This is a genomic window from Gilliamella sp. B3022, assembly GCF_028751545.1.
Classification (GTDB): Bacteria; Pseudomonadota; Gammaproteobacteria; order Enterobacterales; family Orbaceae; genus Gilliamella.
In genome coordinates this window covers 2529708-2546809 of record NZ_CP071867.1, presented here as the reverse complement: position 1 = coordinate 2546809, position 17102 = coordinate 2529708, and the positions used below count along the sequence as shown (strand labels likewise).

The 17102-nt window shown below is 33.4% G+C and carries 11 protein-coding genes; 6 read left to right on the top strand and 5 right to left on the bottom strand.

Annotated elements, in window-relative coordinates; translation table 11 throughout:
- Positions 1-219 precede the first annotated feature (219 nt).
- From J4T76_RS11545 to J4T76_RS11535, 3 genes are read left to right on the top strand one after another with little or no spacing between them, the layout of a single operon-like run.
- Positions 220-1293 (top strand): HlyD family secretion protein, encoded by a 1074-nt coding sequence (locus J4T76_RS11545; protein WP_267340886.1) that lies wholly within the window; start codon positions 220-222, stop codon positions 1291-1293.
- A 13-nt stretch (positions 1294-1306) separates the two neighbouring features.
- Entirely contained in the window at positions 1307-4105 is a 2799-nt protein-coding gene (gene rbbA / locus J4T76_RS11540) for a ribosome-associated ATPase/putative transporter RbbA (protein WP_267355815.1), read from the top strand.
- A 5-nt stretch (positions 4106-4110) separates the two neighbouring features.
- Complete coding sequence (locus J4T76_RS11535; protein WP_267340884.1) at positions 4111-5241, top strand: ABC transporter permease; 1131 nt, start codon at positions 4111-4113, stop codon at positions 5239-5241.
- Positions 5242-6451: 1210 nt separating this feature from the next.
- Here J4T76_RS11535 and J4T76_RS11530 read toward each other — a convergent pair.
- The 3 genes from J4T76_RS11530 to J4T76_RS11520 form a co-directional block, all read right to left on the bottom strand.
- Positions 6452-7273: a helix-turn-helix transcriptional regulator gene (locus J4T76_RS11530; RefSeq protein WP_267340883.1), complete on the bottom strand. Its 822-nt coding sequence runs from the start codon at positions 7271-7273 to the stop codon at positions 6452-6454.
- 117 nt (positions 7274-7390) lie between these two features.
- Entirely contained in the window at positions 7391-8656 is a 1266-nt protein-coding gene (locus tag J4T76_RS11525) for a Y-family DNA polymerase (protein WP_267340882.1), read from the bottom strand.
- Entirely contained in the window at positions 8653-9099 is a 447-nt protein-coding gene (locus tag J4T76_RS11520; protein WP_267340881.1) for a LexA family protein, read from the bottom strand. Before J4T76_RS11520 ends, J4T76_RS11525 begins: the two co-directional genes overlap by 4 nt.
- 932 nt (positions 9100-10031) lie before the next feature.
- Between J4T76_RS11520 and J4T76_RS11515 the strand changes: the two genes are divergently transcribed.
- The 3 genes from J4T76_RS11515 (at position 10032) to trhP (ending at position 13980) form a co-directional block, all read left to right on the top strand.
- Positions 10032-11015 carry an AEC family transporter gene (locus tag J4T76_RS11515; RefSeq protein WP_267340880.1) on the top strand — a complete coding sequence of 328 codons (984 nt, stop codon included), beginning with the start codon at positions 10032-10034 and terminating at the stop codon, positions 11013-11015.
- A gap of 1064 nt (positions 11016-12079) precedes the next feature.
- The gene (locus tag J4T76_RS11510; RefSeq protein ID WP_267340879.1) at positions 12080-12280 is read left to right on the top strand and encodes a hypothetical protein; all 201 of its coding nucleotides are present in this window, start codon (positions 12080-12082) and stop codon (positions 12278-12280) included.
- 356 nt (positions 12281-12636) lie between these two features.
- Positions 12637-13980 (top strand): prephenate-dependent tRNA uridine(34) hydroxylase TrhP, encoded by a 1344-nt coding sequence (gene trhP, locus J4T76_RS11505; RefSeq protein ID WP_267340878.1) that lies wholly within the window; start codon positions 12637-12639, stop codon positions 13978-13980.
- A gap of 52 nt (positions 13981-14032) precedes the next feature.
- Here trhP and proA read toward each other — a convergent pair whose 3' ends face one another.
- Entirely contained in the window at positions 14033-15286 is a 1254-nt protein-coding gene (gene proA, locus J4T76_RS11500; protein ID WP_267340877.1) for a glutamate-5-semialdehyde dehydrogenase, read from the bottom strand.
- Between the two features lie 700 nt (positions 15287-15986).
- Positions 15987-17096, bottom strand: a complete 1110-nt coding sequence (gene proB, locus J4T76_RS11495) for a glutamate 5-kinase (RefSeq protein WP_267340875.1) — start codon at positions 17094-17096, stop codon at positions 15987-15989.
- Positions 17097-17102: the final 6 nt, after the last annotated feature.

Genomic DNA, 17102 nt, shown 5'->3' with positions numbered 1-17102 from the left:
TATTATAAGAATAGCATTTAGATGATTCTTTGACTATCAAGGTATTTAAAATACTATTTTAAATTCAAATTTTTAACATTTTTTGCTGTTAATTGTTGTGTTTATTTTATTTATAAAAAACTTTTGTTATTATTTAAACAATATGGATAGAGGTTATAAAATTTATTATTCATTTAGTCTTAATAAAAAAATTAATTATATACAAATAAGGCATTATTCATGAAAAAAATTAGCAAGAAATGGATCATTATCATACTTATCCTTGTCGCATTTGGTTTTATTTTGTATCAACAGTTCGCAAGCGATGGTTATGGGTCAGATTTTACGAGTGGTAATGGGCGTATTGAAGCAACTGAAATTAATATCTCTGCTAAGTTAGCGGGTAGAATTGAAAAAATCAATGTTGATGAAGGTGATTTTGTTACAGCGGGTCAACCTTTAGTAATTATGCAAACGGATACGTTACAAGCTCAGTTAAATGAAGCCCAAGCTCAACATCGACAAGCAATGAGTAATGAAGCGACTTCTAGAGCTCAAGTTGCCTTAAAAATGAGTGACAAAGTGGCGGCTTTAGCCGGTGTTACTCAAAGAGAAAGTGATTTAGACATTGCCAATAAACATTTAGAACGCACCGCAGCACTTTATAAAAAAGGGGCTATTTCAGTTCAACAATTTGATGATGACACCGCTAAAGTAAATAGTGCAAAAGCAGCATTAGACTCTGCTAAATCACAAGTTACCGCTGCTGATGCGGCCATTGAAGCTGCGCAAGCTGGTGTGGAAAGTGCTAAATCTGCTATAAATGTAGCGCTAGCCAATATCAATCAAATTCAAGCGGATATTGATGACAGTACATTAACTGCACCCGTTGATGGACGTATTCAATATCGTATTGCCCAACCAGGTGAAGTTCTACCTTCAGGTGGTAAGGTGTTAAATCTGGTTAATCTGTCAGATGTGTATTTAACTTTCTTTTTACCGGAAATGATTGCTGGTAAAGTGGGTATTGGTGACGAAGTAAGATTGGTTCTTGATGCTTTACCCAATAAAGCAATTTCAGCCAAAATTTCATTTGTCTCAAGCGTTGCGCAATTTACGCCTAAAACCGTTGAAACTAAAGATGAACGTCAAAAACTCATGTTCAGAGTGAAAGCACAATTAAGCCCAGAATTGTTAAAATGTTATATAACTCATGTTAAAACCGGCCTTCCAGGTGTGGCTTGGGTAAGACTAGATCCTAATACGGAGTGGCCTTCAGGTTTATCTGATGTTGCAAAATGCCAAACTAAATAATTGGAGATAGCATATGTCAGAGTCAAATAAAAAGGATTTGACGTTACTTACTGAAGGTAAGGCCATTGATGATGCGGTTGTAAATGTAAGTCATGTCACCTTACATTATAAAAAAACGTGTGCGCTTAATGATGTTAGTATTGCCATCCCGCCTAGATGTATGGTGGGACTGATTGGTCCTGATGGTGTTGGTAAATCTAGCTTATTATCATTAATAGCGGGCGCACATGTCATTCAAGAGGGATTAGTTTACGTTTTAGATGGTGACATGAAAGATAAATCCCATCGTAAAAACGTCTGTACCCGTATTGCTTATATGCCACAAGGATTAGGGAAAAACCTTTATCCTACACTTTCAGTCGAAGAAAATTTGCAATTTTTTGCTCGTTTATTTGGTAACGATGCTGCTGAAAGGCGACGTCGTATCGATGAGTTAACTAAAAGCACTGGGTTGTATCCTTTTTTATCTAGACCCGCAGGTCGCCTTTCTGGAGGGATGAAACAAAAAGTCAGCTTATGTTCTGCCTTGATTCATGATCCTGATTTACTTATTCTTGATGAACCAACAACAGGGGTCGATCCTCTTTCTCGCGCGCAATTCTGGCAATTAATCAATAAAATTCGTGAACAACGACCACAAATGAGCGTGATTGTTGCAACCGCTTATATGGATGAAGCGCAAAACTTTGATTGGCTGGTTGCAATGTATGGCGGTAAGATTCTTGAAACAGGCACGCCTCAAGCATTATTAGCCAAAACAGGCAAAGATAATTTAGATGATGCCTTTATTCAATTGATGCCAGAAGATGCTAGAGAAGGTTATGAATCGGTTGAAATTCCCCCATTAGATTTAAATAAAGATTTACAAGTGGCGATTGAGGCAAAAGGTTTAACCAAGCAATTTGGTGATTTTGTTGCAGTTGACCATGTTAATTTTTCAATCAAACAAGGCGAAATATTTGGTTTTTTAGGATCGAATGGTTGCGGTAAATCCACAACGATGAAGATGTTAACAGGGTTATTACCAATATCATCAGGTGAAGCTTGGTTATTTGGTAAACCGGTTGATGCAAGTGATATTAATGTTAGACGTCATTTAGGTTATATGTCTCAGGCTTTTTCGCTTTACAGTGAATTAACGGTTGAACAAAACTTAGTTTTACATGCCCGTCTATTTGGTATTGAAGAAAGCAAAATTCCAGCAAGAGTTGAGGAGTTAGTTAAGCGTTTTGGCTTGGAAAATGAATTAAAAAGTTTACCAGATAGTCTACCGTTAGGGGTTAAGCAAAGACTTTCTTTATCTGTTGCGGTGGTTCATAATCCTGAAATTCTTATCCTAGATGAACCGACTTCCGGGGTTGATCCCATTGCTCGGGATGACTTTTGGCGTTTAATTATCGAACTTTCCCGAAAAGATAAAGTTACGGTATTTATTACTACCCATTTTATGAATGAGGCGGCACGCTGTGATAGGATTTCACTCATGCATGCTGGTAAAGTATTAGCCAGTGATACTCCTGATAATATCATCCATTCCAAAAATGCTAAAACGCTGGAAGAAGCTTTTATTCGTTATTTAGTTGATGCTGGTGCAGATGATACCCATAGTGATGAAAAAGCAAGTGAAGAGCCTAAAACTTTAACCAATAAACAAGGTAATACAACGCAAGATGCTCACCTACAGGGATTTAGCTTAACTCGGATGATTGGGTGTATGTGGCGTGAAACTTTAGAGCTATCGCGCGATCCATTGCGAGCTTTGTTAGCACTTTTAGGTTCAGCTATCTTAATGTTGGTTATGGGCTATGGTATCACCATGGATGTAGAAGATTTAAATTTTGCGGTGTTAGATCGTGATCAAACTATTACCAGTCAAAATTATATTACCAATCTTTCTGGATCTAAGCGCTATTTTATCGAGAAACCGCCAATCCTTGATTATGATGATATGGATCATAGGATGAGAAGTAATGAGATAGCATTAGCTATTGAGATTCCACCAAATTTTGGTCGAGATATTCAACGTGGTGATCCGGTTAGTATTGGAATATGGATTGATGGTGCAATGCCTTTGCGTGCCGATACGATTAAAGGATATGTACAAGGAATGCATCTTGCTTGGTTAAGTGACAAAATAAAAACAACCACCGGAACGGCATCGAGTTCATTAGCAAATATTGAAACTCGATATCGTTATAATCCCGATATTAAAAGTTTACAAGCTATGGTACCGGCGGTTATTCCTATTTTATTATTAATGATTCCATCGATGTTAGCGGCACTATCCGTAGTACGTGAAAAAGAGATGGGGTCGATAATTAACTTATATGTTACGCCTGTTACCAAAACTGAATTTTTATTAGGTAAGCAGGTTCCATATATTGTGATTTCGATGCTTAGCTTTTTATTATTGCTGCTTATGGCGGTGACAATATTTGGCGTACCAATTAAAGGCAGCTTGTTGACTTTGTGTTTGGCTGGATTAGCTTATTGTATTATTGCAACAGGCTTTGGATTACTTGCTTCGACAGTAACACGCAGTCAAATTGCGGTTATCTTTTTAACCTGTGTTGGTACCATGTTACCTGCGATACAATTTTCTGGTTTACTTAATCCGGTTGCATCTTTAGAAGGTAGTGGACGATATATTGGTGAAGTTTATCCAACCACCCATATGCTTATTATTGCTCGAGGGGTTTTCAATAAAGCATTAGGACTTTTTGATTTACATAACTCTATATTTGCCTTGCTGATCACCATTCCGATTATACTGTGCGCAAGTATATTCCTACTCAAGAAACAAGAAGGATAGATATTATGCAAAGTTTTATTAATATTTATCGCTTAGGTATTAAAGAGTTATGGGGATTGATTCGTGACCCAATCATGTTACTGTTAATTGCCTACTGTTTTACGCTTGATATCTATACTGCAGCAACAGCAACTTCAGACTCGCTTCATCATGCGTCGATTGCAGTAGTTGATGAAGATGATTCACCTTTATCCAGACAAATTATAGCGGCGTTTTATCCACCCATGTTTAACCAACCGGTAAAATTAAATTCAATGGATGAAGTCGATCGTGGAATGGATACCGACAGTTATACTTTTGCATTGAATATTCCGCCTAACTTTCAACGCGATGTATTAAATAATCAGAGTCCAGAAATTCAACTTAATATTGATGCAACACGAATGGGGCAGGCTTTTGTTGGGAATGGTTATATTACCCAAATTGTGACCAACGAAATAACAAAATATTTCAATCAAATCGATAAACCCACCAGTCTGCCGGTGAATATCGAAGTTCATGCTGCATTTAATCCAAACTTGACCCGTTCTTGGTTTGGTTCCGTTATGGAAATCATCAATATTGTGACCACGTTGTCGATTATTTTAACTGGCGCAGCTTTAATGAAGGAACGTGAACATGGTACTATCGATCACTTGCTTTCAATGCCAGTTACACCACTTCAAATCATGATATCAAAAGTTTGGTCGATGGGACTTGTCGTGCTTGTTTCAACATGGGGGGCACTCTTAGTTGTTGTTCATGGTTGGCTAAATGTTCCAATTGAAGGCTCGATTACCTTGTTTTTAATTGGGGCAGCTCTACATTTATTCGTGACAACGTCACTTGGAATCTTTATGGCGACTGTTGCCAAATCAACAGCACAATTTGCCATGTTATTTATTTTGATTCTTCTACCTTTACAGATGCTTTCTGGTGGTAGTACACCACGTGAAAGTATGCCTGAAGTAGTCCAAAATATCATGTTGTTTGCACCAACAACGCATTTTGTTGAATTAGGGCAGGCAATTTTATATCGTGGAGCGGGTTTAAGTGTTGTTTGGACATCTTATGCTTGGTTATTAGCTATTGGTAGTGTGTTCTTTCTTATTGCGCTTAAGCGTTTTCGTAATTCAATTGTTAATATGGGATCATAAGATCCCATATCTGCTATAACATGGAGCATCATTTTGTCTATTTTTGACTGGTTATTATCTTCATTGATGCAATAGACACATCTTTTATACAAGCTAAAGGTCTTTATACTGAATAAAACTTTAGATACTCATAAAGTAGTACAATTGCTTTATAAGAAGAATTGAGTCAGCCATTAATGACAGTACAATTAAAATTCCACAATAAATTTAGTCTTTGCAACTTAGTTTTTACTATTAAGGTAACTTAAAAGTTTTGTGCCACAAGCGGACACTATCTTGATTACACAAATGTAAATGTAATTTTGGGGATAAGTAATAATATCCAATATGAAGACCTTATTTGTATCTATTATGAAAAAAATAATGGATCATGGTTTGAATGGAAATGTTATTAATTTGTGCAAATTAGTAATAATAAAACCAATCCATTATGTCCTCTAACTACATAGATAAGTGAATGTTTTTAATCGTTATCAATAAGTAATGTTGAAAAGCTATATCATAGCTTTTCATTATATCATGCCACTAATGCCGGCTTAGTAAACTTAATTCTTAATATTGTGTAAGTAATTTGAAATATTTTGTTAATAAAATGAATTTAATTGTCATTTTTTTTACATAATTACTTGTTATAATTTAGCCATATATTACAGATGAGGTTGAGTATTCAATTATATCATCATAGTAGTTTGGGATGGAGTGTTTACAATTATACTATCAATTTATGGATATTTTGATAGTGTAAAAATCAGTATTTATACTTTTAGTGCTAAAAAGAAATGGTCCTAAATAAAAATATCTGATTTAAGTGGTACCAAAAGTAAAGGTTATTTTTGACTTATTGCTCATGGAAGATTTGGCATCACTAAAAATTTTTGCAATTTTGCCAAGGAGGGCATTATTGCAAACTCCAATTTTGTTGTTTTAATGTCCATTAACGCTTTTACACAAATCCAAAACTCTCAGGTACTATTTCTATAAAGCATCGATATTAACTGTTTTTAAAATAAATCGTCTTAGTCCAACATAAAAATAAAGTAACTTATAGATAACTGAGTTCCAGTTATCAATTTGTACTTGATAATTCATCTTAAAAATACCGATATATTAAAGTGATAAAAATTGCTATTTGAAGTGGCTTCATACGAAAAATCGTATATTTTTCTAAAATAATTCCCAATTTAATGGGAATTTTTATATAAAAAAACGATTAATTTCGTTTGGTATTTTTTAATTCTTTTGGTGATAATCCAAAATAGGCTCTAAATCGTTGAGAAAATCGAGCTGTGGATGAATACCCAACCATTGTGGCAATATGTTCTGTTGAAAGGCTCGATGTTTGTAATAAGTGAAGCGCTCGTCCCATTAACACTTTTTCTTTTATTTTTTGGATATTTTCCCCTTCAAACTTTAATTTGCGATATAGTGTCGCTTTACTCATACAGATTTCTTTGCTCACGTCATCTATAGTTATTTTTTTATTGTCGTTTCTTTTAAATATTTCGATAACTTTTTGGGTTGTTTCTTTTTGACTGGGGAGGTAAGCTAAATTTTGATATCCTGAACTAATCAATAAGTTGATGATCTCTTTTCTTCGGTTTTCTAATATATCTTCTGTTGCCCAATCTAAACATTCAACCAGTTGAGATATGCATTTGTATAAAGCGCTATTAGCTTTACCAAATGTGTATATTTCAGATTTATTCGTGTTATTATTGATTAAGTTATTATCAAAATCAGAAAATTCAAATTCAACGAGTACCGCAAGATAATTGGTATTGGCAGGGATATTTCGCATACTCATTGTTTGTACATCGGTAAAAAAAACAAAATTACCTACATTGCACGCGATTTTAGTTTCATTACCAACGATTTTACAACCATTTAATACAACAACAAGCAGGGGTTTTAATATAGGTATATTAGAGAGATCCTGTTGTTTTATTGATTTATAAGTGGAAACACATTTTTTATGATTCAATGTAGTACTTAAAGTTTTGAGTCTTTCTATTTCTAATTCTGTATTTTTCATCCTAATCAATCCGTTCTTATGTTGTGGTCACTCATTAAGGATATACAATATCCATCGCTAGAATATATGTTACTCTTTTACTTATTATATATAATAACGGTTATTATTTTTAGTTATTTATTTCACCAATGGCAATTCATTCCAATGAGTAGTATAACGTTTGCTTAATAATTCACGTTTTATCTGCCAAGGAGCAGATTTTTGTATTCCTCCTAATTGGATCGTATTTTTCCCCATTTTTTGATTGATTATATCAATTGTCTTCATAAGTTTATCATTTTTATGCAGTGATGGATTTGTCAACGATGTAGTAAAAAAATCTGGTTGGAAATGCCCGTTTTTATTTTTCAGATCCAGCAACATTACCCCTGATTTCATAAATAAAAGATCTTGTTTATATATTGCCAGCAACCCTTTTTGTGCTGCGTGAATAATTAATCGTGAGTCATCCGTTGGAAAAGAAAGTGGTACAACAATTGATGGATGATATTGATTTGAATTGACACAAAAGCGATCAGTTTTTAAAAAGACAAGAATAGCACTAGCGACAGATTGTTGTTGTCTAAGTTTTTCAGTTGCACGGCTTGCATGCAGACGAATCGCTTCTTGTAAATCAAATAGTGCGCTTGTTAAACGACCAAAACTGCGTGATATCATGATGTTTTTCTTCGGAGCGGCTAGGTCATCTAACTCAATGCAGTTAATTCCTTGTAATTCTAATACTGTTCGTTCTAGCGTTACTGAAAAGTTATTTCTAATATATTTTATATTGGCTTGGCGCAGGTCCCATGCAGTATCAATATTGATTCTGTTTAATTTGTTTGCAATATGTCGACCAACACCCCAAATGTTATTAACGGGAAAGGTTTTTAATAAATTTTTTTGTAATTTTTCATCTGTAGGTAAACAATAAACATTTTGATAAATAGCGTGTTTTTTTGCTATATGATTAGCTAACTTTGCTAATGTTCGAGTGGGCGCAATACCAATACTAACAGGAATGCCTGTATCTCGTTTTACAATATTTTTTATGTTTAAACAATGTGCTGTCATATCCGCAAATCCATCTAATTGAATAAAGGCTTCATCAATAGAATAGAGCTCAATACTAGGAGTATGATTTTGTACAGTATCAAAGACTCGCTGACTCATATCACCATAGAGTTCATAGTTTGAACTGAGCAAAATTATTTGTTTACGAATTTTAGATGGGATCTGATAAGCCGGCATCCCCATAGGTACTAATGGTTTTAATTCATTTGAACGAGCAATGACACAGCCATCATTATTGGACAAAATCCCAATGGGTTTTCCTTCTAATTTAGGATTAAAAACGCGCTCACATGAGGCATAAAAGTTATTACAATCAATTAAACCTATCATACATGCGCTCTTTTTCGTAATGAGTGAATAGTATGTATAACAATGCCCCAAATATGCACATCTTTGCCTATTAAGGGAATGGGTGGATAAAGAGAATTACCTGATAATAAATGATGTTGATCGTCAAATATTCCGAGACATTTGCATGTTAATTCACCATCAACTGCAGCAATTACAATGTCACCCATCTTAGGCTCTAAGGAACGATCAACAACTAATAAATCACCACTAAAAATACCATAATCGATCATAGAATCGCCTACGGCTTTAATATAATATGTTGCGCTAGGATGCTTTACTAAATGTTCAGTCAAATCAAGTTTAGTTTCCAAATAATCATCAGCAGGGGAAGGAAATCCAGCTCTTACTGGTGTATCAATTAAAGTTAAGTAATTTTTATCGGCAGCATTAACCATGCCAAGTACAATACAATTATTACGCAAGTATGTTCTCCTTAAAATTATCCTATAAATCTATTTTGTGTGTTATAGAGATAGTAAAAAACGAATACATGTATAAATATACAGTATAAAGTGATTGATTCAAAAAATTTCGACTGTAAAAAAATTGAAATTGAACAAAAAAGCAATAATTGTTAAGTCTCAACAAAAATTATCGGTCTTTTCGATTTTTATAGGATTAAAAATAGCAGGGCAAATATAAATAGGGTTTAACTTAAAAATAGTCCAAATAATCGTATCGATTTTGTCAGGTTACATAAATTACTTACATTGAATTAATCATTCATTGATATTTTGAAAACATAATTCACTATCTATTATGTTAATTATTTATTTGAATAATATAAAGAGCAGCAGTCAAGTGACATTGTTATACCTTTATATAAACGATTTAAATCATATTGTTAACTATAAAATTAGCAGTGTTTAGTTGTTTACAAATCGCATTAAAAAATATTAAAATAAAAGGTTTAATGGCTAAATTAACTTTTACCATAATTTAACACACGTTTTCTGAATGATCTTATTCATTGATTTTTATCAAATAAAACTTTGTTATTTAGGGGCATTCAATCAAAATTGAATGGTTTTTTGATCTTTTTAAGAGAGCTAGTGGATCTTGCTTCACACAAGTTAAAAAAGAATAAGTATAATACCGCGCAATTTACAGTATTTTCCATTTGAAATAACAAAGGTTGACATATTAACAATGTATTCAGTTAAGCTTACATCATGTAAAACAGCATTTAGCAATATAAAATTTCAAAAAACAAACATGCACTTTTACATGTAATAAATATATTCAGCTTTGTTATCCGCTTTAGCTCGGTCTAAAAAATAATATCTAATCAAAAGTTACCGAACAATTACCGATTTTGTATTTCAAGTAATATTATTTTAGGAGTTTTAAAAAAATGAATCTGATCTGGTCTGCAGTTGGGCAAGTAGTAAGTTCTTGTCTTCCGGTGTTTTTACTTATTTTTCTTGGTTGGTTGTGTGTACAGCAAGGAATATTTACAAAAGATTCTAAAAAGTTGTTATCAGGACTTGTATCTAACTTTGTATTCCCAGCATTACTATTTGTGCATACATCGCATGCTAAACCATCGCAAATATTCAATGGTATTTGGATGATTGCTTTTTTCTGCACAATGTCATTTTTATGGATTGTTTGTTTTTTAGTTAATAAATACATTTTACATAAAGATCTAAAATCAACTGCCATGAGTTCAATGTTATGCTGTTTCCCAAATATGGGGGGAATGGGTGTTCCATTCTTAACTTTAATGTTAGGTGCCTCATCCACAATTTCTGTTGCAGTTGCTAACTTTGTTGTGGCATTGTCATTAATTCCTATGACTATTTTTCTATTAGAATTATGTGACACCAAAATATCAGGTGGTAAAGTAACGGGTGGAATGGTTTTTAGTGCAGTAAAAAGTTCACTTATGAAACCAATGTTCTTAGGCGTTATCCTTGGTTTAATTGTGAGTGTAACAGATGGTACCACTTGGATGCCACACTTTATATTTAATACCTTTGATATCATGTCTAATGCTTGTAACTTTATCTCGTTAATTGCGGTGGGTGTAGGTATTTATGGTGTGAAATTAAAAATGACAAAACCACTTATGATCAATGTGGTTTTAAAAAGCTTCTTTACACCAATTGTTGCTTTAATTGCTGTACATTTATTTGGTATTACAGGAATGGAAGCAGAAGAGTTAGTCTTCTTACTTGCAATGCCAACGGCATCAACAGCGGTTATTTTGGCTTATAACTGGAATGTTGAACAAGAACATGCATCAAGCATTTTCTTTGCTTCAACAGTTTTATCAATCTTTATTTTACCTACTTTACTACTCATTATGGAATATACCATTCCAGGTGTGCAGTAAGTCTTTCAATGGATTCAAAAAGCCTCATTTAGCCTGTCTAAATGAGGCTTTTTATTGGTTTTATTATCACTCGAAAAACGTCATTTCTTAATTGTCTTTGCCTTTTTATTCGTTTTCTTAAATTTTTTATTGTAAATAAAATCATTTACAAGTCGTCAGAATTTTTTATCATGTGTGTAACTGAGTATTAAAAGAACAATACAAATAACAAAACATGAAAAATAATCATTTTAGTAATCAAAGTTGCAAAATAATTGCCTAACCATAAAAAGTCTGAACAACAGAGACCGGCATCTTATATTATTTTACCCCAAAAGTTATGACTGTTACCTTTACTCGTAATAATAACGTTCAACAACAAATGATTTAGATGCGTTAACTCTTTTGAAATGAGTAAAAAACGTCAGTTTTACTAAAACAAAGGTATTGCTATTGAAAACTTTTAAAGTCTAATATGCCAAACCTCTTTGGCAAGAGAACAAAATAATGGAAAATTGTATCAATACAATTCATTTAATTATCGGTTATTTTTATAAAACTGTTTTTTAGGTTGTCGAAATAACAAAGAACAAGCAAAAGCATCCATAAAACCCAAGACAATAAAAATGAATGGAAATGTATTTGCATGATGTAAAAGGAGATCTACTAACAGAATGCATTTAAACTCAGTAGCCGTTTATTAATATGATTTATAGTTATAAATTCAATGAAAGTGAAAAAAGAAAATGAAACGGTATAGACTCCTGAATATTTTTTACAAAGAATAGTTAAAATTGTAGTTTTATTCAATGACAAATGTGGTAAATATGGTCAAATTATCAGCAAATTCTTCAAACAAAAAAGCAATGATGGAAATTTCACGATGAGTGAATTCTGGCTAAAGATTGATCTGCATAATAAAATCATTTTTTTAAATGATTTACCTTCTTTATCCACAAATTTATTCAGTTTTTTTGGGGATAACAATTGCGTGATTTTTTACCAATGAAAGTGAAAAAGAATAACTATTAAGCAAATCATATGCAGATTTCATTTAATTCTTAGATTTTTTATTAGGGTCTATTATGAGTTATTTTAATTATCATGCGAAAGCAAAAAAGTTAATTAAGGATGGCCATTTAGTTGGGTATGAGTTTGTTGAAAATTGGAATGGCATAAAGCCAGCATTAGTACTCTATTTTGATGAGGCAAATCCAATGCCGATTCGAGAATATCGCTGGCAAGAATATTTACCATTACTCAATAGTGATGAAGAAAAGTGGTAAGTTTGAAATCATGCAATGTTAGTTAAAACTAATACAGCTAATAGCATTGCTTTTATCACTTATTTGATTATAACTAAATTCATTTCTATAAGATTTTTATTGAAGAATAAAATCAGAAGAATTTTTATATAAATAAAAAATTAAAAAATTTAATACGTATCTGTTACATTAAACTATTAACAATTTGATCATATTAAGCAACCTTAACATCCAATTGATGCAAATAAGCTTTGTGTGGCCTACATTGTTGATACAATAAATTTGCCAATCGCAAGGCTTAAGCGTAAAATGCCAACCTATTTTTGCTTAACCTATTACATACAGTAATACTGACTTGAAATCAGAGGCATTTTTGAATGACACTTTTATATGCAAAACCAGAGTTACTTTCTCCTGCTGGTTCCCTTAAAAATATGCGTTATGCGTTTGCTTATGGCGCAGATGCGGTTTATGCCGGACAACCTCGATATAGCTTACGTGTTCGAAATAACGAATTTAATCATGAAAATTTAGCCATAGGCATTAACGAAGCACATGCGCAAGGTAAAAAGTTTTATGTTGTTGTTAATATCGCCCCACATAATTCTAAATTAAAAACCTTTATTCGCGATTTAGAACCCATTGTCAACATGAAGCCAGACGCATTTATCATGTCCGATCCGGGTTTAATTATGTTGGTTCGTGAACATTTCCCTGAAATGGAAATTCATTTATCCGTACAATCGAATGCGGTAAACTGGGCTACTGTAAAATTTTGGCACAAAATTGGATTAACACGAGTGGTGTTATCACGTGAATTGTCACTGGATGAAATTGCTGAAATTCGCGAAAAAGTACCGGAAATGGAACTGGAAGTATTTATTCACGGTGCGCTTTGTATGGCATATTCTGGACGTTGTTTGCTTTCTGGTTATATCAATAAACGTGATTCAAACCAAGGTACTTGTACTAATGCTTGCCGCTGGGAATATAAAATTGCGGAAGGCAAAGAAGATGAAGTAGGGCAAATCGTGCATAAATGTGAACCGATCCCAGTTCAACAAAGAGAACCAACTTTAGGTATAGGTTCCACTACGAATAAAGTGTTTATGCTGGAAGAATCTGGACGTCCTGGCGAATATATGCAGGCTTATGAAGATGAGCATGGCACTTATATCATGAACTCCAAAGATTTAAGAGCAGTTGAATTAGTTGGTGATTTAACTAAAATTGGAGTACATTCATTAAAAATAGAAGGTCGTACTAAATCTTTTTATTACTGTGCTAGGACCGCTCAAGTGTATCGTCAAGCAATCGATGCAGCAAGTGAAGGAAAACCTTTTGATCCACGCCTATTAACCGAGCTTGAGTCTTTAGCTCACCGTGGTTATACGGAAGGATTTTTACGTCGTCACAAACATGAAGACATGCAAAATTATGTGCATAGCCATTCAGTATCAGACAGACAACAGTTTGTTGGTGAGTTTAGTGGAGAGCGTTTAAATGGTTTGGCTGAAATCATTGTTAAAAATAAATTTTCAGTGGGTGACAGTGTGGAAATGATGACACCGAAAGGTAATAAGACTTTTATTATTGAACGTATGGAAAATAAGAAAGGGCAACCTGTACCTGCTGGATTAGGGGATGGACATATTGTTTATATTCCTATTGCTGAAGATATTGATTTAAATTATGCATTATTGATGCGGAATTTTGATTAACCTAAACTAAGTAAAACTGTTCGGATATGCCGAACAGTTACCTTGATTGTCGTTATTGACGAATCAAATCATCACCATAACCAATCCATTTATACGTGGTTAATGCTTCAAGCCCCATAGGTCCACGAGCATGTAATTTTTGTGTACTAACCGCAACTTCAGCACCTAAACCAAATTGTCCACCATCGGTAAAACGAGTAGATGCATTGACATAAACAGCCGCAGCATCGACTAAATGGACAAACTTTTCAGCGTTCGCTAAATCACGTGTTAAGATGGCTTCTGAATGACCACTGCCATATTCACGAATGTGCCCAACCGCAAATTCAAGTGAATCGACAATGACTATATTCAAATCTTTTGATAGCCATTCTTGACGTAATTCTTCCTCTTCAACAGGGAACACATTTGCGACGCCCGTTTCTAAAATTTTGAATGCATCAGTATCGGCATGTAATATAACATGGTTGTCAGCCATAATTTGACTAAGTTTTGGTAAAAATGTATTGGCAATTTTGGTATGTACTAACAATGTTTCCAAGGTATTACAAGTACTAGGGCGTTGCGTTTTAGCATTTAAAATGATTGGATATACTTTATCAAAATCAGCACTTTCATCGACAAAAATATGACAAACGCCAATTCCGCCGGTGATAACAGGTATGGTTGAATGTTCACGACACAGTTTGTGTAAAGCTGCGCCTCCACGAGGAATAATCATATCAACATATTTATCAAGTTTAAGAAGTTCATTGATGTATTTGCGATCGGGATTATCAATGAATTGTATTGCTGTTTTAGGCAAACCTACATGCTCTAATGCTTGTTGGATAATTGCTACGGTTGCACGATTGGTATGAATGGTTTCCTTACCCCCTCTTAAAATAGCTGCATTACCCGTTTTAAGACAGAGTGTGGCAATATCAATAGTCACATTAGGACGAGCTTCATATATTACCCCTATAACACCTAATGGGACTCTATAACGTTGTAACTTTAAATCATTTTCTAAAGTGGCTCCATCAATAATTTGACCAACAGGATCGGTTAATGAAATGACTTTTCGCACATCATTGGCAATTGAGGATAATCGTTGTGATGTTAACAATAATCGATCTAAGATCGCTTCATTTAATCCTTGTTCTTTGGCTATTAGGATATCTTTTTCATTAGCGGCAAGAATTGTTGTACTGTGTTTTTCTAATAAATCGGCGATAACAGCTAACACTTTATTTTTAATCGTAGTAGAGCATTGTGCTAATTGATAAGAAGCAAGTTTCGCCTCTTTTCCTATTTGAACTATCATTTTTAACCTTTATTAATTTGATTCACAAATTTCTTTAAATAAATTGAAGTTACCTAAAAAATTCCTTCATTGAATACGGTATTATGTATAATAGAAAAAACCGGTTACTCAAATACAACGGATAATTGTTTTTTTAGTTAAAGAGATTAACTTTACATAAAAAATAAATGATATAAACCCAAATACCTATTCATTATCAGGTGAAAAAATACAAGATATGTATTTGAATTTGTATTTTTTCTTTCAGCCACTCATTGGTCAATGTTTCATTCTCTTTCAGAGAAGCATGTAAAGTATCTAACAGTTTAAATTTAATAATATTATTGAAACAAAATCTGTAGATTTTCAATCTGTTTTCTGTCTTATTTATTGCAATGTAATAAATTTATATACACATATTTGTTATTTCGATTGGATTTTATATCTTCAAAAATCATGTTTTATCATCTTTTAGAAGAGCTGATTATGGAGAATATAAAATCTTAACCAATGACCATATAAACCATCCTATACTAAAAATAAGATCTAATAAAGGGGTTGTAATCATTGTGATTCATGACTATTTTATTTCTGGTCATGTTAATATGATAATGATTTAAATGACTCTATCACTGTTGATGGTTATCAAAAACTCAGCGCATAATGTTTTTTTATTATTTGCTGTTGTGATTCCATTCTTTATTTTTATATTAATAATTTATTATTTTATAATCATATCATTACGATGTACGGCGACAGAACCATATTCATAACCGATAATTTGGCTGATTTCTTGTGAATGATGTCCGGCAATCTGTTTTAATGCATCGCTATTATAACGACTTACTCCACGAGCTATGCTTTTGCCTGATTTATCACAAATATCAATAACCTCACCACGAGAAAAATTTTGTTCAACTTGTAAAATTCCTTTGGGCAAAAGTGAACTGCCATTATTTAAAATAGCATTTACTGCACCATCATCTAACAAAACTTTACCAGCTTTTGGTGCACCAAATAACCAATGTTTACGATGCTCTAAAGGAGTTTTTGGCGGGATAAAACGTGTACCAACCGATTGGTTGTTTACCGTATCAATAATGACATTAGGTTTATTACCTGCTGCAATAATAACCTCAATCCCAGCACTTCCTGCTACTTCGGCAGCTTGTACTTTGGTGCCCATTCCACCAGTACCAAGCCCAGAAACACTATCTCCAGCTATACTACGTAACTTATCATCAATATGATTGATTTCATGAATTAATTTAGCATTTTTATCTGATCTTGGATCTGCGGTAAATAAACCTGCAATATCCGTTAATAAGATCAATTTGTCGGCTTCCGCTAAAATAGCTGCTAAAGCAGATAAATTATCATTATCACCCACTTTAATTTCAGCCGTTGCCACTGCATCATTTTCGTTGATAATGGGTATAATGTGATTGTCCAACATGGCTTTTAAAACATCTTGTGCATTTAAAAATCTTTCACGATCCTCAAGATCGGCACGTGTTAATAACATTTGACCAATATAAATTTTATAGATAGAAAAGAGTTGTTCCCAAAGTTGTATTAATTTACTTTGACCAACTGATGCAAGTAGCTGTTTTGAGGCAACGGTATTAGGAAGAGTCGGATAATTAAGATATTCACGACCTGCGGCAATAGCCCCTGATGTAACAATAATAATTTTATGTCCATCTTGATGTAAAATAGCACATTGCCTGATGAGTTCAACAATTTGTGCACGATCCAACTGTTTGGTACCACCCGTCAAAACACTGGTACCTAATTTAACAACGACAGTTTGTTGTTTTTTAATGGTCATAATATA